Raw genomic sequence first — 15,240 nt, forward strand, 5'->3', positions numbered from 1 at the left:
GGTCAAAGATGGGTTGTCCAACCGCTGCGGTCAAGCACGACCTCTTGCCGGGCATGATTTCATCGCCCATGGTGGTGCGGATAACGGGCTGGTTCAGAAAGGCCGCGACATGAGCATCGTCACGCTTTCGGGCCGCAATGTGCAGCTGGTTGTTAATGCCAGATCGGGCCAGCCGCCCTTGATCCTTCATTGGGGCGCGCCGGTTGCTGGCGATGCTTTCCCGGAGATGCTGCGTCACCCGGTCCCGGGACGCGAAGATGTTGTGCTGCGCCCATCACTGGCGATGGAGCCGGGGCTCGGCCTCTCGGCGCAACCTGGTTTGCTGATCAGCCGCAACCGGCGCGACTGGGATGTGCTTTTGGGCGTTGAAGTGGTCGAGCGGCAGCCGAACAAAATACGACTGATTTGCGCGGATCAACATGCCGAAGTGCGACTGATCTATGATTTTATCAGCAGCGAGGGGCATAACGTCATCACCGCATCGGCACGGCTGGAGAATATCGGGCAATCATCTTTGGCGGTGCACCGGGCCCTAACCATGACCTTGCCCCTGCCGCCGCATATCAGCGATATCATCGGCTTTTCCGGGCTGTGGGCCGGCGAGTTCCAAACTGAACGGATAAAGCGCTTCGCCGGTGCCTGGGTTCGCGAAAATCGCCGAGGACGCGGCGGACATAATGACTGGCCAAGCATGATGCTGGCTGACGCTTCAACTGATGAGCATCAAGGCGATGCTTACGGACTGCATCTTGGCTGGAGTGGCAATAGCCGCCTTTCTGTGGAAACGCTCCCGGAAAACCGCATATTGGCATCAGCCGGTGCACTGTTCTTTCCGGGTGAAATCGTGCTTCAGGCTGGTGCCCATATCGATCTTCCGGCGCTGCATCTGGGATGGTCGAATATGGGACTGAATGGCCTCAGCCAGAGTTATCACGAGCATATCCGGCAAGATGTCATGCCGCAAAGATCCCTGCAGCCAGAGCGACCCGAACGGCCGGTGCACTATAACAGTTGGGAAGCGGTCTATTTTGATCATGACCTCGATACTCTTGCGCAATTGGCCGACCTAGCTGCCGAGGCCGGCGCAGAGCGGTTTGTTCTTGATGATGGCTGGTTCAAAGGACGACGCAGCGACCAGGCCGGGCTGGGCGATTGGCAGGTTGATACTCGGGTCTATCCTGATGGTCTGACGCCGCTCATCGACCATGTGCACAGCCTGGGCATGGAGTTTGGTCTGTGGGTCGAGCCGGAGATGGTCAATCCCGATAGTGATCTCTATCGCGCCCATCCAGATTGGATATTGCAATCAACGGCACGCGAGCCGATCCCGTTTCGCAATCAGCATTTGCTTGACCTGACCCGATCTGAGGTTTTTGACCATATCTATGATGCGCTCGACCGGCTTCTCTGCGAGAATCCCATTGGCTATCTCAAATGGGATATGAACCGGGACATCAACCATCCGGCCAATGCACTTGGCCTTGCCGTGGCCCATGAGCAGATAAGGGCTGTCTATGCTATGGTTGATCGTCTGCGTCAGGCGCATCCAGCAGTTGCTATTGAAGGCTGCTCTTCGGGCGGTGGTCGGGCCGATCTTGGTATCTTGCAGCGCACCGAGCGCATATGGGCATCAGACAATAATGATGCACTGGAACGTTTGGGCATACAGTGGGGTGCAAGCCATATGCTCCCGCTCTGTGCCACAGGTGCGCATGTGGGCCCGCGCATATGTCATATTACCGGGCGTATCTTGCCGATGGAGTTGCGCGTAGCAGTCGCGATGTTCGGCAACATGGGAATAGAGGCTGATCTGCGGCAAGAAAGCGACAAGGATCGCATGGCCCTAGCGCGAGCGATTGCCCTTTATAAACAGCATCGCGATCTGTTGCATCAAGGCGATTTCTATCGGCTTGAGCGCGAAACCGGCCATTTAGCGGTCGGGGTCGTGTCCAAAGCACGTGATGACGCGCTGTTCATGCGCGTCAATCTCGCTGAGTCTGCCTTTGCTATCCCCTCACCATTGCGATTGAAAGGCCTGGATGCCGAACAGCGCTATCAAATCAGCTTGGTATGGCCGGATGCATGGTGTGCTCCGAACCGGCATGCAAATAAGCTGGTGCAACAACTACAGGCCGGCGAGATCATTATGACGGGTGCTGATCTGATGCATAGCGGCTTGCAGCTTCCGGTCAGCCATCCGCAAACCGCGCTGATGTTGCATCTGCAAGCTATGGGTTGAGCCCGCATCTGTGAATATCAAAGAGAGGATAGTTTATGGACATAAAAGATAAAGTCATCGTTGTGACTGGCGCTGCCAGCGGCATTGGTAAGGCCATGGTTGAGGGGTTCGCGGCGGCTGGCGCACGTCATATTGTCTGCGCCGATATTGATGCTGAGGGAGTGACATCATTGGCCAACGGCTCGGATCGCCTGTCGGCACGCGGCTGCGATGTCAGCAAGGAAGCCGATATCATCGCCCTTATCGACGAGAACGAGGCAGAGCACGGTCCGATAGACCTGTTCTGCTCTAATGCCGGTATATTGATGATTGGCGGCGCTGAAGTCAGTGATGCCGAGTGGCAGCGCATTTGGGATATCAATGTCATGGCCCATGTCTGGGCGGCGCGGCATCTGGTCCCGCGCATGCTGGAGCGTGGAGGTGGCTATCTGCTCAACACCGCATCGGCGGCCGGTCTGTTGTCGCAAATCGGCTCTGCGCCCTATTCGGTGACCAAGCACGCCGCAGTGTCCTTTGCCGAATGGCTGGCCATCACCCATGGCGATGACGGGCTGAAGGTCTCGATATTGTGCCCGCAGGCTGTGCGTTCAGCGATGACTGCTGGGCATGAGGATGGCGTCGCCAGCGTTGATGGCCTGCTCGAAGCCGATGTCGTAGCGCAAGCCTGCATTGAGGCGATCGCCGCAGAGAAGCTCTATGTCCTGCCGCATCCCAAGGTGGCGGATTATAGTCTGATGCGAGCGGAAAACCCGGATCGCTGGATCGCAGGAATGCGCAAATTGCAGAGAAATTTCATTTAGAAGTCAATTGTATGACAAAATAATTACAATAATATTTCACTTCCGCGTCTTTTTCGCTACACTGCTCCCCTGAGAAAGAGGAGAAGAACTATGGCAAAACACGCAAAAAAGTGGATTTTCGGGTCTGCTTTGACGGCTCTGGCCGGGGTGATGGCGTTGCCTACGGCTGCGTCAGCACAAAACGAAGCGGCGCTGAACGATATTGAAGCAGAGCGCGTTCCGGGCAATGACGACCTGAAACAGGGCAAAGTCACTGAGGCAATTGCCGCGCTCGAGGCCGCTCGCCGCGCCGAGGGCAATGACCCTGCTATTCTGATCAACCTTGGCCAAGCCTATGCCCGCGCCGGTGATCATGGCAAGGCGCGTAAAATGCTGATCAAGGCGCGCGACAATCGCCGTGATTATGACATGATGCTGAGCAGCGGAGAGGTTATCAGTTCGCGCGATGCGGCTGTTGCTGCACTGCGCTGGCTTGATGCTCAGGTGCAGACAGCGCAGCTTGATGTGAGGCGCTGATCTTCAGCATATACTCAAAACAAGATGAAACGGGGAAAGGGCCTTTGGAAACAAGGGCCCTTTTCTTCGTGTCCGACCCAGCATCTGGCGAAGATTCATGGGCACCGCTCGCCCCTTTGAAAAGCGCATCCCTTTATAGGCGGCTGAGTAGGCAAGCAGATGTGACCAGAAAGACACTATCGTCGATCTTTTTGATGCATTTCTCCATGTAACTCTGTTTTATTCCCTCCCGGTGATCGCTTTTGCTGCCGCCATTGGCAGGTTGTGCCCTCTTTTCATCGTCACGCATATGGCGCAGTTTTCTTGCTCAAACGTCCGCGACGCGTTCGGATTGCAATATCCGCGTAACATTTGAAATATCACAGTCACAATTTCGTCTTTCCTACGTCACCAAAATCGCAAACCAGCGTCATGACCCGCTCCTAGATGCCCTTTCTGCAAGGCGGGGGCAGGGGATCCGACTCATCACCGCGTCGTCTGCACAAGCCTTTAGTGATTTAGCAAATATGCGGAGTTTTCAGACATGATGAACGCACGTTTTCGTTCGGTCCTGCTTGCCACGGCAGCGGCTGTAACTGTTACAGCCTGTGGCGCTGATGATGTAGCTTCTCCCGGTGAGGGCGTAATTGTTCTTCCGGCACCGACCCCGGCAGCACCGGCACCGACGCCTCCGGGTCCAACGCCGACCCCGCCGACCGGCGGCGTTGTTCCGGATACTTGCCCGGATAATACGGCCAATATCGGCACCATCACGCTCGCCAATGGCACTGAAGCCCGTAACTGTCAGCTTTCCGGTCGTCTAACCGGCAATACTCTGCTGCCCAATGCTGGTAACACCATCTACTCGCTTTCTGGCCGCGTTGACGTGGGCGAGGATGCAGGTGCTGATGGCACCGTTGCCAATCCTAACCCTGCGGTTCTGACGATCGAGCCTGGCGTTGTTATTTTCGGTTCTTCCGGTGCTGACTTCCTGCTGGTCAATCGTGGTTCGCAAATCTTTGCCAACGGTACCGCGACCTCACCGATCATCTTCACCTCGGCACAGAATGTGGCCGGCACCGCTGGCGTTGACTCCATCGGTGACTGGGGTGGTCTGGTTATTCTGGGCCAGGCACCAATTTCTGAGTGTTCTGAAGGTGGACCGAATAACCCCGATGGTGACCGTACCGATTGTCAGGCGCCAATCGAAGGAACGACCGGTGCATTTTACGGCGGTAATGACCCGGTTGATAACTCGGGCAGCCTGACCTTTGTTCAGGTCCGTTATCCCGGCTTCGCTATTACCTCGGGCAATGAGCTGAACGGTATCTCTCTCGGGGGCGTCGGTTCAGGCACGCGCTTTGAGAATGTTCAGGTCCACAACAGCTCTGACGATGGCATCGAATGGTTCGGTGGCAGCGTCAATGGCCGTAACCTGGCTCTGAGCGGCAATGACGATGACTCGATCGATACCGATGTCGGCTTCCGCGCCTTCCTGCAATATGTTCTGGTGGCACAGCGCGCTGGCGGCGGTGACCAGGGCTGGGAATCAGACTCTGAAACCGGTCAGGACATCCTGCCACGTCAGTTTACCCAAATCTCCAACTTCACCTTTGTTGGCAATGGCGGTTCGGGCGACAAGGGCGTTCAGGTCCGTGGCGGCGCCGATGGTTCGCTGTTCAACGGCACTATCGCTGGCTTCGATATCTGCATCGACATTGACGAAGCAGAAACTGTTCGGGATGCTGACGATTCGATCCAGGAAGCTGGCCCTATCCGCTATGACTCGGTCTTCCTGAGCTGTACCACAGCTTTTGACGATGACAGTGATGTCGGCGCGGCCGCAACGCGTGCATCTTTCGATGCTGGCACCAACAACACTGCTGATGGCACTTCGACACTCAGCGCGATCTTCATCAACGGCGCCAATGAAACCGCTGTTCCAGTGTTCGATGTGACCGCTATCGACGATTATTTCGAAGCCGTTGACTATATCGGCGCGGTTCGTGACGCCAATGACACGCGCTTCCAGGGTTGGACCTGTGGTCTCTATTCCACCGACCAGTCCTGTACTGATCTGACCATCACCATCGCAAGCTAAGGTCAGGCTCAGCAAATAACATGTCGGGGCGGCGGCCAGAGCGTCGCTGCCCCGCTATGTTTTGAAGACTATATTTAAGGGGACTCCGGGCTATGAAGAAGCCGCTTACCTTCACCGCCATGCTGCTGATGAGCTCGGCGCTTGTTACACCATCTGCCTTTGCACAAACAGCCCAGGAAAGCGCAGAGGACGCGGCCCAGGCTGCATCCGATGCTGCGCAATCTGCTGACCCTCAAGAGGAGGAGCAGGAGGAGGTTGAGGTTCTCGGCCCCGGTGCTGGCGGCGATCAGCCGATCACGGTTATCGGCCGCTTCATTCCCAATCCGATCCGTAACGAAGGCGAAGTTGTCTCGGTCCTCAGTGCCGAAGAAATCGCCCGTACTGCCGATGGCGATATTGCCGGTTCGCTGTCGCGCGTGACCGGCCTCAGCACGGTCGGCGGTCGCTTCGTCTTTGTCCGTGGTCTGGGTGACCGCTATTCCTCGGCTCTGCTCAATGGTATGCCCCTGCCATCGCCTGAGCCGCTGCGCCGTACTGTTCCGCTCGACCTGTTCCCCAGCAGCGTGATCGGGTCGGCCAAGGTAACCAAGAGTTATTCGGCCAGCTATCCCGGCGAGTTTGGTGGTGGCGTTATCAATCTGACAACCCGCTCAATTCCCGATGAACCCTTCTTCACTATCAGCGCAGGTCTTGGCTATAATACCGAAGCCACCGGCGAAGTTGGCTATACCTTCTTTGGCAGCGACACCGATTTCCTCGGCTTTGACAATGGTGCGCGCGACCTGCCTCCGGGTCTGCAAAATGCCTTTGACAACAATATTCCAGTATTCTCTGGCCCAGGCGGTCTCACCGATAACGAGCTTCAGAATATTACCAGAGGGCTCAATGACGCTGACCTGGTTCTCACCCAGCGCAATGATGATATTCCGCCCAATGGCGACATCAGCTTCTCTGCCGGCACCAACTTTTATGTCGGTGATGCCTATGTCGGCGTGATTGCACAGGGCGGATGGCGCAATGGCTGGCGGACACGTGGTGGTCGTCAGGAGCTGGCGGGTATCCCCAATGCCGAAGGCGAACTCGGCTTGCTCAACGGCTTTGACTATCTCACCACGCAAAACCGCGTTGTATTGAATGGTCTGTTGGGCCTGGCTGCAGAAGTGGGCGAGCACAAATTCCGCTGGACCAACTTCTATGTCCGCGACACCGCCAAAGAAGCGCGTATCCGTGAAGGCTTCCGCACTAGTATCGATACCGAAGGCCGTTTGCAGGAAGCGCGTAACACCACCTTTGAGCGGCAGCTCTTTGACACCCAGTTTATTGCCGAGTTTGATTTTGGCGATCTCGATGTCAATGTTCGCGCCAGCTACGCCAACGCACAGCGTAACTCGCCATTTGAGTTTAATACCGGCTATGCCTTTGACCCCAATATTCTGGGTTCCGGTCAAGGTGGCTTCGTCAACAGCCTTGGCCAAATCGCCAATGGCGAGTTTGCGACATTGGCATTCTCGGAGCTGGATGATGACAGCATCGGCGCGGGGATTGACCTCGCCTATGAAATTCCGTTTGAAATTCCGTTCACCTTCAAGGCGGGTTATGCGTTCAGTCGTAACACACGTGAATCGCTGCGTCGTGACTTTGAATTCGCACCTGCAGGAGCTGCGTTGCCGAGCCCAGTAACACAGCAGCGCCCGGACTTCCTGCTGTCAGATTTCAATGTCTCGGCATTTGATATCCAGATACAGGAGTTCTTTGGCGCTGCCGGTGCGCAATTCTATGAAGGCGAGTTGGAAGTCCATGGCCTTTATGCAGAGATTGATGCCGAACTGACCGACGGTCTGCGCGTGCAAGCGGGTGTCCGTTTTGAAGACGGTAGTCAGGAAGTTCTGCCGGAAGATATTTTTGATCTGGGCGGTATTCCGATTATCCCGACGCAGATCAATGAAAGCGATTTCTTGCCGGCTCTGACGGTAACCTGGAACTTTGCTGAAGATATGCAATTGCGTTTCGCCAGCTCGGTCACGCTGGCGCGTCCACAGTTCCGCGAATTGGCCAACCAGCAATATCTCGATTTTGAGACTGACCGTGTGTTCTTCGGTAACGAGTTTTTGCAGAACAGCCAGTTGCTCAACCTTGAGGCACGCTATGAATGGTATACCGGTCGCGATGAACGCCTGACCGCTGCCATCTTCTATAAGGATATCACCGATCCGATCGAGCTGATCGCCTTTGCGCAAGGTGACTCTGCGCGTTTCACCACCTTCGCCAACGCGCCAAGCGCTGAGCTTTACGGTATCGAGCTGGAAGCGGTGCAGTATTTTGATCTTTACGATCTGGGTGGTTCGTTCTGGGAAGAGCGGCGCCTGTTGGTTGCGGCCAACTATACCTATACTGATTCCTCGCTGAACATTGGTGATGATGACCTGATCCTGACGCCGTTTAATCCCGGTGTTCCGTCACCGGCCGCCGGCGTGTTCGATGATGGTGACCGTCTGGTCGGCCAGTCAGAGCATCTGGTCAACCTGCAGATTGGCCTTGAGAACAACGGCGACCGCCTGTCACAGCAGACCTTCATCCTGACGTATAACAGCGACCGCGTAACCAACCGGGGTACCCAAGGCCAGCCCGACCTGTTCGAGCGCCCCGGCCTGTTGCTCGACTTCGTCTGGCGCGAAGGGTTTGAGCTGTTTGACAAGGATCTGGAACTGCGTTTCGAGGCGCGTAACATTCTCGGTGAAGACTATATTGAGCTTCAGGAAAATGATGTCTCGCGCGTCATCACCAACAGCTATGATTATGGTACAACCTTCTCGATCACCGCGGAAGTGACGTTCTAAGCACGCCCGGGAAATGATGCAAAAAGGGCGGGCCGTTGTGCCTGCCCTTTTTGTTTCGGTGCACGCCTCTACCGGTGAAAAGATTTTACTCTCTTCTTGCTACCCAATTGTCGCTGTTGCTGAAATAGAACGTAATAAAAACGAAATATAAGAGTCACTTTGCTGTAAGCGGGGCCGAATAGCGCCTTTTGCAACCGGGAGGCCGATTCATGGATGGGCGCAATACTGCTCTTTTGCGACGTGTCGCTCCCCTATGGGAGAATTGGCGACAGCATAGCCTGTTCTGGCCCCTAGCGATCATTCTCGGCCTGCTCTTGCTGGTTCAATTGGTTCGTTTGATCCTGCTCTTGATCACACCGGTATCCCCGCTCGGCGACTGGCAGCCTAATCAGGCAAAGCCCATGCCTATGGCTGCGCGTTCTGCCATTCTCACCAGTTACAACCCTTTTGACGGCAGCAGCGCCGCCGGTAGCAGTGACAATCGCACCGAAGCGGTGACCGCGCTTGATCTGCAGCTTTATGGCATCCGCATCAACAATGCTTCAGGCGGCGGTTCGGCGATTATTGCTGGATCGGACGGGGTGCAGGAAAGCTATGCCATAGGCGATGAGATTATGTCGGGCGTATCATTGGCGGCGGTGGAGTTTGATCATGTCGTGCTCGACCGCAATGGCAAACGCGAATCGCTTTTTATCGACCAGTCGGGCGACACCAAACCAGTTTCGCCTCCAATGGCGATAACCGAGACCTCGGCGGGCAAGGTCATCTCGCGGCCTGCCGAAGGGGACAGCAACGCCGCGCCAGCGCAGGCACGGGCTGCCGCACTCAATGCCGGAATTGGTTTCACGCCGCGTTCTGAGGATGGCAAAGTCACCGGCATCGCGGTTGCCTCTCAAGGCGACGGCACCGCCTTCAAGCAATTTGGTTTCCAACCAGGCGATGTCATTGTCGAATATGATGGCCGCCCGGTGCGAAGCGCCGATGATGTAACCGCGATGATCGCCAAGAGCCGCCCCGGTGGCCGCTTCTCGGTGATGGTTGAGCGTGGCGGACAAATCCTTCCCATAGCCATAATAGTACCGGAACAGTGATCTCAAGAATTGCCCTTTTGGCCGCCAGCGCGGCCCTGTGTTTCAGCGCCCCTGCGCCCGTCTATGCGCAGCATGTGCTTAATGTCCGCGATGCCGATGTGCGCGCTTTTATCGCCGATGCCGCCGAAGTCACGGGCAGGACATTTGTTGTCGATTCCCGGGTTCAGGGCACGGTCTCCGTGGTTACAGACCGGCCTTTGTCACGCTCGGAATATTTTGAGATATTCCTGTCAACGCTGCGCGCTAACGGGCTGGTCGCGGTGCCTACCAGTGGCGGCGCCTATCGCATTCAGCCTGCCGATAGCGCCGCGAGCCAGCCGGGCCGCGTCGGCAGCGAGAATGCTGCGCGCAACCAGTTCGTTACAGAGGTTTTCCGGCTGAAATCGATTGATGCAACATCGGCGGTAGAGACGCTGAAGCCGCTGGTTAGCCGTGAAGGCTCTGTTACCGCCAATATCGCCGCCAACAGTCTGGTGGTTGCAGATTTTGCCGATAATGTCCGACGTATCCGTGCACTGATTGCCCGGATCGATAAGGACAATGCGACAACCCAGCTGATCAGTCTGGAAAATGCCGGTGCACGTGAAATTGCGCTGGCGCTGCAACAACTGGTCCCGGCCAGACAGGGCCAGGCACCTGCTGTCTCGGTAGTGCCGGTCGATAGCAGCAACTCCATCGCCATGCGCGGCGACCCGGCGACTCTGGGTCGGTTGACCGCGATTGCCAATGAGCTGGATGCCAAGGCCGCCAATGGCTCGGAAATCCGGGTAATCTGGCTTGACTATGCCGATGCCGAAACACTGGTGCCGGTGCTGGAGCGATTGGTCGGGCAACAGCCCAGCCTGGCCGCAGGCGATGATGGTCCGGTTGGCGCCGCTCCGGTCGCTGCTGCAGCAGGTCAGGCCGGTGACAATCGTGCGATCACCGGAACCCCGGGCCGCGGCCCCTCGATCATCACCCGCTATCCCGGCACCAATGCGATCATCATTTCCGCTCCGGTCGATGTGCAGCGCAATCTCGCCGCGCTGGTGCGCCAGCTGGATATCCGTCAAGAACAGGTTCTGGTCGAAGCGATCATTGTCGAAGTCTCGGAAAATGTCGCGCGTGAGCTGGGTGTACAGTTCCTCGTAGGCGGCGAGGATGTGCCGTTTCTCGCCACGCCATTCTCCAATGTGTCGCCCAATATCGTCGATCTGGCCGGTGGCTTGCTGGCGGATGAATTTGACGAGACGACCACGGTTATCAATGGCGATGTCGTCACCACTACCACCAACAGCCAGGCCAGCGACATCTTGCGCGCCAATGCGGTCAATTCGGTATTGGGTGCGCGGGGCGGTTTTGCCGGCTTTGCTGCCGATCTTGGCAGTGGTTCGATTCTCGGCCTGTTGATCAACGCGGTGCAGGAAGACACCGACTCCAACATCCTTTCGACGCCGCATATCGCGCTCGACAATAATGTTGAGGGCAGCGTGCTCTTCGGTCAGGAAATTCCGATCAGCACCGGCGAAGCGCTGTCGAACAATTTCGACAATGCCTTCCGTACCATTCAGCGTGAAAATGTCGGCATCGAACTGATCGTCACGCCGCAGATTACTGCCGGTAATGAAGTGCGGTTGCAGATCAAACAGGAGGTCAGCTCGATCTCCGGCCCGGTCAGCGATGATTTTCAGGAGCTGATCATCAACAAGCGCGAGATTTCCACGACGCTGACTGTGGGCGACCGCGAGATTGTCGCCCTGGGCGGTCTGCTCGATGACAATGAGCGCAAGACGCTGCAGCGCATCCCCATCCTCAGCGATATTCCGCTGATCGGCGAGCTGTTCAAATCGCGCGCCCGTTCGCGGGTGAAGACCAATTTGCTGGTGTTTATCCGCCCGACCATTTTGCGCACCACCGATGATGCACGGCGGATCGCGGCCCGCCGCTATGGTTATGTTCGGGAACAACAGTTGCGGCGCAATCCTGAAGTTGAACCATCAATAGATTCGCTGATCCGCGATTATCTTGGCACCACGCCGCCGCGTGTTGGCGTCAAGCCGGGTGATCTGGTGATCCAGCCGACAGGTATTGCGCCGGCGACACCGGTCGACACCACGCCACTGCCGGAAAGCGAACCGGGTCGTAACGAAAATCTGCCGCCGGTGAGCGGCACCAATAGTGAAGGGGTGAACCAGACAGGCGCGACGAGCAGCGCCGGAAGCGAGAAGGCCGATGCAGATACGTAAAGGTGAAGACACAGAGAGCAATGCCAATGCGGCGCTGGTGCTGGACGCGCCTGAGCCTCTGGAGGACGCCAGTTCGGGTAATCCGGTAATCGATATTCCCTATGCTTTCGCCAAGAAACACGGGATTGTGATTGTCGGTGAAGAGGAAGGCCGCATCCAGATTGCGTTGCGCGAAAATGCCGATCCGCTGGTGCTGATCGAGGTTCGTCGCTATCTCGCCCGGCCTTTCGATGTCGAATTTGCACCCAAGGCCGATTTCGACCGGCATCTATCCGACCGCTATGCCATGGATGGCGATGCCGCCGCCATGGCGCAGTCGATTGGTGCATCGGGGGAAAGCCTTGATGATCTGGCCGATACGCTTCCAACCGCGGAAGACCTGCTCGACAGCTCTGACGATGCGCCCGCCATTCGCCTGATCAACGGCATTATCGCCGACGCGGCGCGGCAGGGTGTCTCGGATATCCATGTCGAGCCTTATGAAACCGGCCTTGTCATCCGTATGCGCGTCGATGGCGTATTGACCGAAAAGCTACGTATGCCGCCGCATGTCGCGCCGGTGATTGTCAGTCGTATCAAGGTGATGGCGCGGCTTGATATTGCCGAACGGCGCATTCCGCAGGATGGCCGTATCGGTCTCACCATTGGCGGCAAGCTGATCGATGTCCGTGTTTCGACGCTGCCCAGCCGTGTCGGTGAGCGGGTGGTGATGCGTCTGCTCGACAAGGAAAACGCCAATATCAGCCTCGATCTGCTGGGCATGAGTCCGCGCGTGCACGAGATCATGACCGAGGCGCTGACCGAACCCAACGGCATTATCCTTGTGACCGGCCCCACCGGTTCGGGTAAAACCACCACACTTTATGCTTGTCTGAAACAGCTTAATGACGGCTCGCGCAATATGCTGACCGTTGAGGATCCGGTGGAATATGCGGTCGATGGTGTCGGCCAAACACAGGTCAATTCCAAGGTCGGTCTGACCTTCGCCGCTGGCCTGCGCGCCATATTGCGGCAGGACCCCGATGTGGTGATGATCGGCGAGATTCGTGACCGCGAAACCGCTGATATCGCGGTGCAGGCTTCGCTGACCGGGCATCTGGTGATGTCCACTGTGCACACCAATGACGCGATCGGTGCGATCACTCGGCTTCGCGATATGAAGATTGAGCCGTTTCTGCTCGCCTCAACCCTGCGCGCCGTGATTGCACAGCGACTGGTGCGCCGTCTCTGCCCACATTGCCGCGAGCCGGTGCAGTCCGATGGCAGCACCGCATCACTGCTCGGCTTTGATCAAGGTACGGTGGTATTCCGTCCCAAAGGCTGCCCCGAATGCAACCACACCGGCTATCAGGGGCGGATCGGCGTGTTCGAGGCGGTCAAGATTGACGACACCATCCGCAAGCTGATCAATAGCGGCGGCGATGAGACGCTGATCGCACGCCATGCCTTCCTCAATACGCCGAACCTCGGATCGGCGGCGCGGGCGCTGGTGCGCAGCGGCGAGACCACCGCTGAAGAAGCCATCCGCATTTCGCGCCGGGAAGGCGAAGATGGCTAAGTTCGCTTACGCCGCTGTCGATCCCGATGGCCGCGACAAAAAGGGCATATTGAAAGCCAGCGATATCGCCGAAGCGCGCGAGGCGCTGAAGGCGCGGGGGCTGTTGGTGACGCAGCTTGACGAGCAGGCAGCGGCGAAACCGAAGGAAAGCGCGGGCGGGCTGAGCCTGTCGCGCAAGCCGAAGCTCAAATCCAAGCAGCTGATGCTGTTCACCCGCCAGCTTTCTTCGCTGATGCAGGTCAGCCCATTGGAGGAAAGCCTAGCCACCATCAGCCGCCAGAGCGAGCGCGCCGAGGTGCGCACCGTGCTCGGCCATGTGCATGATGGCGTCGTCGAGGGGCAGACGCTGGCCGATGCCATGCGGCGTGAACCCAAAAGTTTCCCTCCCGTGTATCGCGCGATGATTTCTGCGGGAGAAAGCTCGGGCAGCCTTCCCGGTATTACTGAGCGTCTGTCTGACCTGCTGGAAAAACAGGCTGCCATTCGCGGCAAGATCATTTCCGCGCTGGCCTATCCCGCAGCGTTGGCAGTGGTGGCGATTGCAGTTGTCATTGGCCTGATGGTCTCGGTAGTGCCGCGCATCGTCGAACAGTTTCAGAGCGCCGGCGATGACCGGCTGCCGACCATCACCAAGATCGTGATCGCCATCTCCAACTTCCTTGCCAATTGGTGGTGGCTGCTTTTGGCGCTGATCGTGCTTGCTGGCCTGGCCTTATTTCAGGCGCTCAAAAATGAAGAGTTCCGCTATCGCTTTGATGGCATGTTGCTGAAGCTGCCCTTTATCGGCCGCCTGATCCGCGATGTGCATGCGGCACGGCTGGCGCGGACATTGGCGACCATGGTGGCGAGCCGGCTGCCGCTGCTTGATGGCCTGCAGCTCACCAGCCGCACTATCCGCAATACCGTGTTGCGCCGCTCGCTGGACGAGATTGTTGAACGGATCAGGGGCGGCGGCAGTCTGTCGGGCGCGCTGCGCCATGCCGGATATTTCCCGCCGCTGCTTGTCTATCTCACCGCCAGCGGCGAGGCATCGGGCCAGCTCGACCTGATGCTGGAGCGCGCGGCCGACTATCTTGAGCGTGAATTTGAAAACTTTACCAGCACCGTCCTGTCCTTGCTCGAACCGGCGATTATCGTGATAATGGGCGGACTGGTGGCGATAATCATTTTGTCGATTCTGCTGCCAATATTGCAGCTGCAGGATCTGGCGGGAATTTAGCGAGGAACAGGAACATGGCACAGACAGTCATTGATAATTCGGCGGTTGAAATCTCCGTTCGTGTCGAGCGCAGTCGAGACACAGCTTTCCATTCTCCAGAGCCTCTCGACTTCGCTCGAGGCGAACGGGAAGCAGGGACTGTGCAAAAGAAAAAGCGCAATGGCTTTTCACTGGTCGAGCTGATGGTGGTGATCTTCATCCTCGGCCTGTTGGCCACCATTGTGGCGATCAACGTTCTGCCGGCACAGGACACCGCATCGGTAACCTCGGCGCGGGCGAATATCAAACAGCTTGAACAGGCGATTGAGCTCTACCGGCTCGACACCAATCGCTATCCCGGAACCAATGAAGGGCTGGCCGCACTGAAAACGCCGCCTGCCTCGCTCGGCGCGAATACGCGTTTTCCTCCGGGCGGCTATTTCCGTGGCGATTTGCCCAATGATCCCTGGGGCAACCCCTATCAATATGTCACTCCCGGCCCCAATGGCCTGCCCTATGCGGTCTATTCGCTCGGTGCCGACGGTGCGCCCGGCGGAACCGAGTTGAACGCGGATATCTATGCCAACGAATAAATCCGCCCTTTCTCCAAGTTTGAAGCACGTCATTGCGAGCGAAGCGAAGCAATCCAGAGCCACAGGCGCTTTATGCTCTGGATTGCCGCGTCGCTTCGCTCCT

Annotated in this window: 10 protein-coding genes; all 10 read left to right on the forward strand. The window is 57.4% G+C overall.

Features of this window, described 5'->3' with window-relative positions:
• The first annotated feature begins 13 nt into the window (after positions 1-13).
• The 10 genes from RB602_RS03720 to gspG all read left to right on the forward strand — a co-directional run bounded on the left by RB602_RS03720 (position 14) and on the right by gspG (position 15,137).
• Positions 14-2,239 carry an alpha-galactosidase gene (locus RB602_RS03720; RefSeq protein WP_317083067.1) on the forward strand — a complete coding sequence of 742 codons (2,226 nt, stop codon included), beginning with the start codon at positions 14-16 and terminating at the stop codon, positions 2,237-2,239.
• A 35-nt stretch (positions 2,240-2,274) separates the two neighbouring features.
• On the forward strand, positions 2,275-3,039 hold the full coding sequence (locus RB602_RS03725) for an SDR family NAD(P)-dependent oxidoreductase (RefSeq protein ID WP_317083069.1): 765 nt from the start codon (positions 2,275-2,277) through the stop codon (positions 3,037-3,039).
• A gap of 90 nt (positions 3,040-3,129) precedes the next feature.
• Positions 3,130-3,555 carry a tetratricopeptide repeat protein gene (locus RB602_RS03730; RefSeq protein ID WP_317083071.1) on the forward strand — a complete coding sequence of 142 codons (426 nt, stop codon included), beginning with the start codon at positions 3,130-3,132 and terminating at the stop codon, positions 3,553-3,555.
• A 523-nt stretch (positions 3,556-4,078) separates the two neighbouring features.
• On the forward strand, positions 4,079-5,635 hold the full coding sequence (locus RB602_RS03735; RefSeq protein ID WP_317083073.1) for a hypothetical protein: 1,557 nt from the start codon (positions 4,079-4,081) through the stop codon (positions 5,633-5,635).
• Between the two features lie 92 nt (positions 5,636-5,727).
• Positions 5,728-8,472, forward strand: a complete 2,745-nt coding sequence (locus RB602_RS03740; protein WP_317083075.1) for a TonB-dependent receptor domain-containing protein — start codon at positions 5,728-5,730, stop codon at positions 8,470-8,472.
• Positions 8,473-8,681: 209 nt separating this feature from the next.
• Positions 8,682-9,563 carry a type II secretion system protein N gene (locus RB602_RS03745; protein WP_317083076.1) on the forward strand — a complete coding sequence of 294 codons (882 nt, stop codon included), beginning with the start codon at positions 8,682-8,684 and terminating at the stop codon, positions 9,561-9,563.
• Positions 9,564-9,571: 8 nt separating this feature from the next.
• On the forward strand, positions 9,572-11,788 hold the full coding sequence (gene gspD / locus RB602_RS03750) for a type II secretion system secretin GspD (RefSeq protein ID WP_406568404.1): 2,217 nt from the start codon (positions 9,572-9,574) through the stop codon (positions 11,786-11,788).
• Positions 11,775-13,346, forward strand: coding sequence for a type II secretion system ATPase GspE (gene gspE, locus RB602_RS03755; protein ID WP_317083078.1), 1,572 nt, complete (start codon positions 11,775-11,777; stop codon positions 13,344-13,346). Before gspD ends, gspE begins: the two co-directional genes overlap by 14 nt.
• A complete protein-coding gene (gene gspF / locus RB602_RS03760; protein ID WP_317083080.1) occupies positions 13,339-14,565 on the forward strand; it encodes a type II secretion system inner membrane protein GspF in 1,227 nt (408 codons plus the stop codon). Before gspE ends, gspF begins: the two co-directional genes overlap by 8 nt.
• Before the next feature lie 140 nt (positions 14,566-14,705).
• Positions 14,706-15,137: a type II secretion system major pseudopilin GspG gene (gene gspG, locus RB602_RS03765; RefSeq protein ID WP_317083082.1), complete on the forward strand. Its 432-nt coding sequence runs from the start codon at positions 14,706-14,708 to the stop codon at positions 15,135-15,137.
• Positions 15,138-15,240 lie beyond the last annotated feature (103 nt).

The organism is Parasphingorhabdus sp. SCSIO 66989, from assembly GCF_032852305.1.
Taxonomy (GTDB): domain Bacteria; phylum Pseudomonadota; class Alphaproteobacteria; order Sphingomonadales; family Sphingomonadaceae; genus Alterisphingorhabdus; species Alterisphingorhabdus coralli.

Excerpts from the sequence above, each read along its gene's own strand:
- RB602_RS03745 (WP_317083076.1), top strand. The coding sequence starts at position 8,682 with ATGGATGGGCGCAATACTGCTCTTTTGCGACGTGTCGCTCCCCTATGG.
- gspE (WP_317083078.1), top strand. The coding sequence starts at position 11,775 with ATGCAGATACGTAAAGGTGAAGACACAGAGAGCAATGCCAATGCGGCG.
- RB602_RS03735 (WP_317083073.1), top strand. The coding sequence starts at position 4,079 with ATGATGAACGCACGTTTTCGTTCGGTCCTGCTTGCCACGGCAGCGGCT.
- gspF (WP_317083080.1), top strand. The coding sequence starts at position 13,339 with ATGGCTAAGTTCGCTTACGCCGCTGTCGATCCCGATGGCCGCGACAAA.
- RB602_RS03740 (WP_317083075.1), top strand. The coding sequence starts at position 5,728 with ATGAAGAAGCCGCTTACCTTCACCGCCATGCTGCTGATGAGCTCGGCG.
- RB602_RS03730 (WP_317083071.1), top strand. The coding sequence starts at position 3,130 with ATGGCAAAACACGCAAAAAAGTGGATTTTCGGGTCTGCTTTGACGGCT.
- RB602_RS03725 (WP_317083069.1), top strand. The coding sequence starts at position 2,275 with ATGGACATAAAAGATAAAGTCATCGTTGTGACTGGCGCTGCCAGCGGC.